At 46.8% G+C, this 7,395-nt stretch carries 8 protein-coding genes; 6 read left to right on the top strand and 2 right to left on the bottom strand.

The annotated features are described in order from the left end of the window. The first annotated feature begins 162 nt into the window (after positions 1–162). Positions 163–936 carry a ferredoxin--NADP reductase gene (locus RH89_RS23445; protein WP_004407406.1) on the top strand — a complete coding sequence of 258 codons (774 nt, stop codon included), beginning with the start codon at positions 163–165 and terminating at the stop codon, positions 934–936. 35 nt (positions 937–971) lie between these two features. Then, positions 972–1,592 (top strand): hypothetical protein, encoded by a 621-nt coding sequence (locus RH89_RS23440; protein ID WP_004407404.1) that lies wholly within the window; start codon positions 972–974, stop codon positions 1,590–1,592. On the opposite strand, the gene RH89_RS23435 is transcribed toward RH89_RS23440, so the two are convergent. Next, positions 1,589–2,299 carry a Crp/Fnr family transcriptional regulator gene (locus RH89_RS23435; protein WP_004407403.1) on the bottom strand — a complete coding sequence of 237 codons (711 nt, stop codon included), beginning with the start codon at positions 2,297–2,299 and terminating at the stop codon, positions 1,589–1,591. The genes RH89_RS23440 and RH89_RS23435 overlap by 4 nt on opposite strands. Positions 2,300–2,488: 189 nt before the next feature. On the opposite strand from RH89_RS23435, the gene RH89_RS23430 reads away from it, so the two are divergent. Further along, the gene (locus RH89_RS23430) at positions 2,489–3,289 is read left to right on the top strand and encodes a class I SAM-dependent methyltransferase (protein WP_004407402.1); all 801 of its coding nucleotides are present in this window, start codon (positions 2,489–2,491) and stop codon (positions 3,287–3,289) included. 54 nt (positions 3,290–3,343) lie between these two features. On the opposite strand, the gene RH89_RS23425 is transcribed toward RH89_RS23430, so the two are convergent. After that, positions 3,344–4,273 carry a DUF3179 domain-containing protein gene (locus RH89_RS23425; RefSeq protein ID WP_004407401.1) on the bottom strand — a complete coding sequence of 310 codons (930 nt, stop codon included), beginning with the start codon at positions 4,271–4,273 and terminating at the stop codon, positions 3,344–3,346. A gap of 165 nt (positions 4,274–4,438) precedes the next feature. On the opposite strand from RH89_RS23425, the gene RH89_RS23420 reads away from it, so the two are divergent. The 3 genes from RH89_RS23420 to RH89_RS23410 are packed head-to-tail and all read left to right on the top strand — an operon-like array spanning position 4,439 to position 7,386. Then, positions 4,439–5,548, top strand: coding sequence for an ABC transporter substrate-binding protein (locus RH89_RS23420; protein WP_004407399.1), 1,110 nt, complete (start codon positions 4,439–4,441; stop codon positions 5,546–5,548). A gap of 3 nt (positions 5,549–5,551) precedes the next feature. Beyond that, the gene (locus RH89_RS23415; protein WP_004407397.1) at positions 5,552–6,619 is read left to right on the top strand and encodes a FecCD family ABC transporter permease; all 1,068 of its coding nucleotides are present in this window, start codon (positions 5,552–5,554) and stop codon (positions 6,617–6,619) included. Beyond that, positions 6,619–7,386: an ABC transporter ATP-binding protein gene (locus RH89_RS23410; RefSeq protein WP_004407396.1), complete on the top strand. Its 768-nt coding sequence runs from the start codon at positions 6,619–6,621 to the stop codon at positions 7,384–7,386. Before RH89_RS23415 ends, RH89_RS23410 begins: the two co-directional genes overlap by 1 nt. The last annotated feature ends 9 nt before the right edge of the window (positions 7,387–7,395 follow it).

Here is a 7,395-nt window from a genome sequence, read left to right as displayed (position 1 = left end):
ACATAACGTGTGTTCCGGGTTCTTTGTTTTTTTAGTAAGTATAGGAGCTGGTTAAAAAACGTACTTGCGTTTTGTATGTGGTGCAGGTAAACCTAAGGTAACCGCAATCGGCGAAAAGTCGCTTTTGTGGTCAGTAGATAAACACCAGACTGGGAGGTGTGAATGCAAGATGTTCCGCACGGATTAACAGAAGGAATAGTTACTCAACGTGTTGATTGGACAGACAATATGTTCACGATTCAGGTGCAGGCGAGTATCGAATCTTATGTGGCAGGTCAGTTCACTAAACTTGGATTAAAGATCGATAACGAAGACTGGGTGCGCCGGGCATATTCAATGGTGAACTCACCGAATCAAACTCAAGGTCCCGATTTTCTTGAATTTCTTATCATCTCAGATTCCGAAGGTCAGCTTTCTCCAAAGCTCTTTGAATTGCAGGTCGGCGACTCAGTTTATGTCGATAAACGACCTTCCGGTTTTATGATAATGAGCGAGATCCCCGAGTACGCGAAAGAGCTTTGGTTCTTATCGACGGGCACAGCGGTGGGTCCATTTCTTGCGATGCTGGAAGATAAAGAAGAGTTTGATAAATACGAAAAGGTGGTGCTGGTTCATGCAGTTCGCGCCAGTCAGGAACTGATTTATCAGGATAAGATTGCAAAGGTCCACCACGATCTGGGTGGCAAGTTTATGTATGTTCCCGTGGTGTCCCGAGAAGATAACCCTCAAGCCTTGAGAGGGAGAATTCCAAAGTTGTTATTGAACGGGGAGTTATTGCAGGCGACCAATTTAGATTTGGATTCCAGTAAGAGCTTTTTTTACCTGTGTGGCAACCCAGCTATGGTGAAAGACACATCAGAAGCGCTAAAAAAATTGGGATTTGAAAAACACTTACGTCGCAAACCTGGACATTTCAGCTACGAAAATTACTGGTAATTTAGAAAAACGATGAAAACTCAGCGAGGGAATGCATGAACATTGACAGGCTTAAGGCGGCAGAGAAAGACTTTTTGATTCGTGTGCCGGGTGGGTTTAACAGCCCAGAAATGATCGAGATTGGCAAAAAGCACAAAATGGATCAGATGATCGCGCAGGCGCAGGAGGCATTCAGCGAGGAAAAATTTACGGATGCTCAGGGCACTGCGGAAATGATGACCAAAATGGTCAGCCGCTCTTCCATGGTTTCAATGTTTGAAAAACCAAAGTTCCGGGATTACGTCAAAGCCATGACTCATCAGGAACGAGAGGCTTTAGCTTACTCCCTGAAAGACATACTTCATGGCGATCAGGAGTATGGTTTTAACACCATGCTGGACTTGCTCAGACCTGTAAAGCTTGCCAAATGGTCGCTGGTCACCATCTTGCCTAACTACTATGCACCGCTGGATGAGGTGTTTGTAAAACCCACCACTGCCAAGGGTGTGATTAAGTTTTTTGAGCTGAAAGGGCTGGAATACAAACCTGCACCTACTTGGGATTTCTACCAAGAATATCGCAGGCAGATTTTAGAAATGCGTAAACACGTCAGTCAGGATCTTTCCCCTAACAACGCGGCATTCTGTGGTTTTCTGATGATGACCATGGAGAGCTAAGCTCCCGGTTTTTCACTCAATTCCGAAGATATCGAAAAGATGTCCGGAGAAAGATCAACGTGTTCACAAAGGGTAGGAATATCTTCGATTTCTATCCAATGCCCCGTCTCTCTGATGTACCCCTCATCCTTGAGTTTGGTGAGTGTGCGCGACAGGGTTTCTGGTGTCATTCCCAATTGAGTTGCCATCAGCTTTTTAGAAGCAGGTAAGGGGATTTTTCCTTCGTACTTCGCCGCTTCTTTTCGATATACCTCGGCGAGTTTCATGATCAATCTTTGCGGCGCACTTACTTGCGTGAGGATATCAACGGTGTTCATCAGTTCGTGTATCTTGTTGCTCATAAAATGCATCGTTTTGAGCGAAATTTCGGGTTCGCTGGTGAACACTCTTGCCACGTCTTTATGATGAAACAGCGATAAAGTGGTGTCCTGATCTACCCGCGCGCTCATCGGGTACTGGCGCGGATTCATAAACATGGCCATTTCTGCAATCCATCCACCCGACATAAAAACTTTAAAAAGCTTTTCATCGCCATTTGGCATCAATCGAAACAGCGAAACTTTGCCTTTTTCCACCCGAAACATGTGTTTTGCCTGATCACCCCGTTCAAACAGCACAGCACCCGCTGAGTAAGTTTTTTCTTTTCGGCAGTTGAGCAGGTCGGATTTTTTCTCGCTATCCAGCAGAGAAAGAATGGTGTCGGGCATTTTGGTTACCTCAGATTGATGATCGTCAAGCGCAGATCAAAGTCGCTCATTATAGATTGTAAATAACAATCATTATCAAAAGAAGGGGCGGGCTACATGGAAAGTATCAGTGCACCATTTCGCTGGATCGCCATCATCTCTTTTTTGTTATTCCTACTTTCTATCATAGTTTTTACCTAGGAGCGCCAAATGACCGAAAGAACTGTTATGCCGGGCGAGGAAAGATCCGTCGATAAAATGCCCGGTCACTGGGTGTTAGCGCGCTTAGGAAAGAAAGTATTGAGACCCGGAGGCAAAGCGCTGACCGAGAAGATGATCGACTCGCTCAGCATACGATCGTCAGATTCTGTGGTGGAATTTGCGCCCGGATTGGGCTTTACCGCCAGGTTGTGTTTGTCTCGGAATCCAGCGTCTTATACGGCAATTGAACAGAACGAACAGGCGGCTGAACTGGTACGGCGTTATCTGGTTTCACCCAACCAACAATGTCTGGTCGGAAACGCGCAGTCGACCGATCTGGATCAGAACTCGGCTTCCATTGTGTATGGTGAAGCCATGCTGACGATGCAGCCTGAGCCGAGAAAGGCAGACATCATTGGAGAGGCGGCTCGCGTTTTGGAAAGTAATGGTCGTTACGGAATACACGAGCTCTGCTTAGTGCCAAATGAAATTGATGAAGATCTGAAGCGTGAAATTCAACGAGACATCGCTCAGGCAATTCAGGCACCAGCAAAACCCATTACCCCCGAAGAGTGGGCTGAGCATTTGCACTCTCATGGATTTAAAATTCAGGCTACACACCTCGCCCCTATGCACTTGCTGGAACCTAAGAGAATGATCGACGATGAAGGGGTGTTGGGGTTCTTGAGGGTGCTTAAAAACTTAATTCTGGATAAGGAGGCACGTAAAAGGGTGATTGGGATGCGAAAGGTATTTCGTAAGCATCGACAGCACCTTGGAGCAATCAGCATTGTCGCAATAAAAGAGTAAAAGAACAAAAGACGAAAGAGTATAGCGGAGGCAATGTTGCCTCCGCACTTTGTTCTAATTCTGGTAAAGCTCGGTTTCCGGATAGAACGCCTGCCAAGCGAACCAGAACACCATCACCGATGGAATCAGGTTTCCATTACTGTCTTTCACGACAGGGTGGCGGGCATTCTTCTGATAGCGCACCTCAAGTTTTTTGCCGCCTAAGGTGTCGCTAAATTCCGGGTTATTCTCTAATTCTGATATTGGATAGGCTTTGGCTTTCCCATCCACAATCACGCCAACAACCCATTCTTTCTGAGACAGTTCATCGCGAGTATTAGGGACAGGAAACATCGGAGTGTCAGACGCGAAATAACGGGCGTATGCCTGACCAAAATAATCTCGGTGGAATCCGGTATCCAGAGAGAGGACTTCGCCATTTGGGTTTCTTTCCTTCCACGCTTTCCAGGTCATGTGCTGCGACGGCATCCACTTAAGGCGTGAGCCTGCTTCTTTGCCGCTAACGGACGTTAACCCTAGCTGTGTCCACAAAGAGTCAGTTTCACGATCGTACATTAAAACGTCGCTTCTATAGAGTAACCCAGACACGCCAAAGCTTCGGGCTTTGCCATTTACCCTAGCATCAAAGACCATTCCGGTGCCGCAAAGTGGGCAGTAGGTCACTGCAAACGGTGTTCCTTTAATTTGGTCGTTTACTATCTCATGCCACACCAAAATTCGGGTGGGATAAGCGCGAGCAACGCCATCGATTTCCACTCCAAGCACTATGTCATCATTTTGCAAATAGTCGACCTTGCTCGCAGCAATGAAATTTGGTTCATCGATCGATGGAATGCCGTCTCGCGGTGGTCCACCGTGCAAAATTTCGCTGGTTTCAATGGTGGCATCAGAGAGCTCAAATCCATTGAGTGAGTATGCATTTGCCTGAATAATCAAGGTAAACCACCCAATTAGCAGCACTGTCCCTAGTGTAGAAAGCTTCATAACCGTATCCTCGACGCTATTTTATCCTAGAGAGAGACCGTACAAATGACGGTGAAATTTCATGCTTTTAGCTATTGATAATTGTTCTCAATTCCATTACCTTGCGTGCCGTTGTGATGTTATACAATAACACTTTAATTAATAAACACAGTTGGAGATAGGTTAATGAAAGGACGTTTTTTGAAAGCACTTGGTGTAGCTGCTTTGGCTTTAGGCAGTGTTACGAGCGCTTTTGCTGACATTCATTTCAAGGACGTAATCGGTAGGGACATACATTTAGAAAAACCAGCAGAAAGCATTTTCCTAGGTTTTTATTTTGAAGATTATCTGGCGATTGCCGGACCAGATGCATACAAAAAGGTATCTATTTTCCCTCGTCACTCTTGGAAAGATTACCGCCAGTCTCAGTGGGAAACTTACAGCAAAATCATTCCTGAACTAGAAACTATCGTTGATTCTGGTTCTATTTACACAGGCACATTTGATTTCGAAAAACTGCTGTCAACTAAGCCGGATGTGGCACTGGTTGCGGCATGGCAATACAAGTCTCTAGGTGAAAAAGTCGAGATCCTTGAAAAAAGCGGAATCAAAGTGGTTGTTGTGGACTTCAATGCTCAAACGCTTGAAAAGCACGTAACCAGCGCTCGTGTTATCGGTAAAGTGATGGGCACAGAAAAGCGTGCTGAAGCGATTGCGACAGAATACGAAAATACAGTTAACGACGTAAAACAACGCGTTGCAAAGTACCTGAAAAACCACGATGCACGCCGCGTGTATGTTGAAATCGGTACAGGTGGTCCAAATGAGTTTGGCAAGTCTTACTCTAACGCGATGTGGGGTAACATCCTGAACATGGCGGGTGCGGATAACATCGCAAACGGCAAATTCAAAGGTTCTGCTCACCTGACTCCTGAATACGTACTAAGCAAAGATCCAGAAGTCATCTTTGTATCCGGCGCTCACTGGGCGAAGCACAGCGACAGTGCATTGCTTGGTTTTGGTACCACAATGGAAGAAGCGCAGGCAAGATACCGTCCATACCTGAACCGTGCTGGCTGGAAACAACTGACAGCGGTTAAGAACGGCGACGTTTACGGCATGTATCACTCAGGTACTCGTACAATTTACGATCACGTATTCCTGCAATACCTAGCGAAATCTATCTACCCAGAAGCATTTAAAGACGTTGACCCTAAGAAGTCGCACCAGAACTTCTTTAACAACTACATGCCGCAAGCGCTTAAAGGTACTTTCATGATTCAGGTGGAAGGCTAAGTCATGAGCGAAGCGGTCAAAGCGTCGTTGCCGTCTGATCTTAGTTCAGGCAGCGGCATCTATCAGCGAATGCAAAAGCGGCGGATCAAAGTTCTGCTGGCGACATTGCTGGCGGTGGGCGTTTCCGTTTTATTCGATATTGGTACTGGCTCATCGTGGCTAGGTGTGGATCAAGTTGTTGAGGCGCTCTTAGGCGGACCGTCTGGTGACAGCTTATCAACGACCATTGTCTGGCAGCTTCGGCTGCCAGTTACTCTCACCTGTATTGTTGTTGGTGCATCTCTTGGTCTGGCTGGTGGTCTGATGCAGACCTTACTTGCCAACCCGCTAGCAAGTCCCTATACCCTTGGTGTTTCTGCCGCAGCCGGATTCGGTGCTGCACTGGCATTACTGTCAGGCTTTTCTGTCTTTGGTCTTCATTGGTTAGGCGTACCATTTGCTGCGTTTGTCACCTCTGGACTCGCGAGCATGGCGATCTACATGATAGGTCGAAGCAGAAACATGGATGCCAAAGTACTGATACTTGCTGGTATCGTTGTTCTGTTCTTTTTCCAGGCGTTGCAGTCTCTGGTTCAGTATCTGGCTTCCCCAGAAGTGTTACAGCAGATTGTATTCTGGCTGTTCGGTAGCCTGCTTAAAGCAAGCTGGTTGTCCTTCTTTGTTTCCGGTTCCATATTGCTTTTCGGTCTTGCGTTTGCCTTGCCTAAGGTGTGGGCGCTGACGGCTCTGTCTTCAGGTGAAGAGCGCGCACAGGCTCTTGGGATTAATACCAGCAGACTCAGATTACAAATGTTCCTGCTGTGTTCATTGCTAACAGCGGGTGCGGTTTCGTTTGTCGGAACCATAGGATTTATTGGTCTGGTTGCCCCTCACTTAGCCAGAATGCTGGTGGGTGAAGATCAACGTTTCTATTTGCCACTGGCAACCTTGATGGGGGCACTACTTCTATGTGCTTCGTCCCTTGTTGCCAAGTTGATTGTGCCGGGCACCATCATCCCAATTGGTATTGTCACCTCTTTGGTGGGCGTACCGTTTCTTCTTTATTTGCTGGTAAGCAGGAGGTTTAGCTAATGAAGTCGCTTTCAATAGAAAATCTTGCGGTAACAGTTGGGCGAAAGCCTGTTTTGAAGAAGGTAGAAGCAAGCTTTTGTGGCGGAGAGTTTTCCGCCATTTTAGGCCCGAATGGCGCAGGTAAAACCACATTACTCAAAGCCATTATGGGCATCATGCCTTACAAGGGTAAGGTAAGTTCACGCGGCAGAGACGGGCAGGCGATACCACCCAAGTCTTTCTCATATCTCTGCCAACTCAATAAGTCTTCCAGTCAATTAACTGTGATAGAAGTGGTGTTACTGGGCTTAGTTCATCAACTGAGCTGGAACATTACCTCTGAGCAGGAACAAAAAGCGGAAGCCATTCTTAATGATTTAGGTCTGATTCATCTTGCGACAAGACAGTTTTCTCAGCTGAGTGGCGGTCAGCAACAGCTTGTATCGCTGGCACAAGCGCTGGTTTCTGAGCCAGACGTATTGTTGCTGGATGAACCAACCAGTGCCCTGGACCTCAAGCATCAGGTTCAGGTTTTAGACCTTGCTCGTCAATATACCCGAGCAAAAAACACCATCACCATTGCAGTGCTGCACGATCTGTCTCTTGCTGCTCGCTACTGCGACCATCTTCTGTTACTGGATGATGGCGTGGTGCAACACAGCGGTAAGCCAGACGACGTGCTCGATTCTGAAAAACTCAGCCAGATATATCAGGTACATGTGGACGTAGGTTGTTGCATACATGGGCACACTCACGTAACCCCAGTTCGAGCTCTCGAAACTGAGTAAGCATTATCA

The organism is Vibrio nigripulchritudo ATCC 27043 (genome assembly GCF_000222685.1).
GTDB classification, from domain to species: domain Bacteria; phylum Pseudomonadota; class Gammaproteobacteria; order Enterobacterales; family Vibrionaceae; genus Vibrio; species Vibrio nigripulchritudo.
Note: the sequence above shows the minus strand (reverse complement) of the source record. Positions and strands in the feature narration are given on the sequence as shown.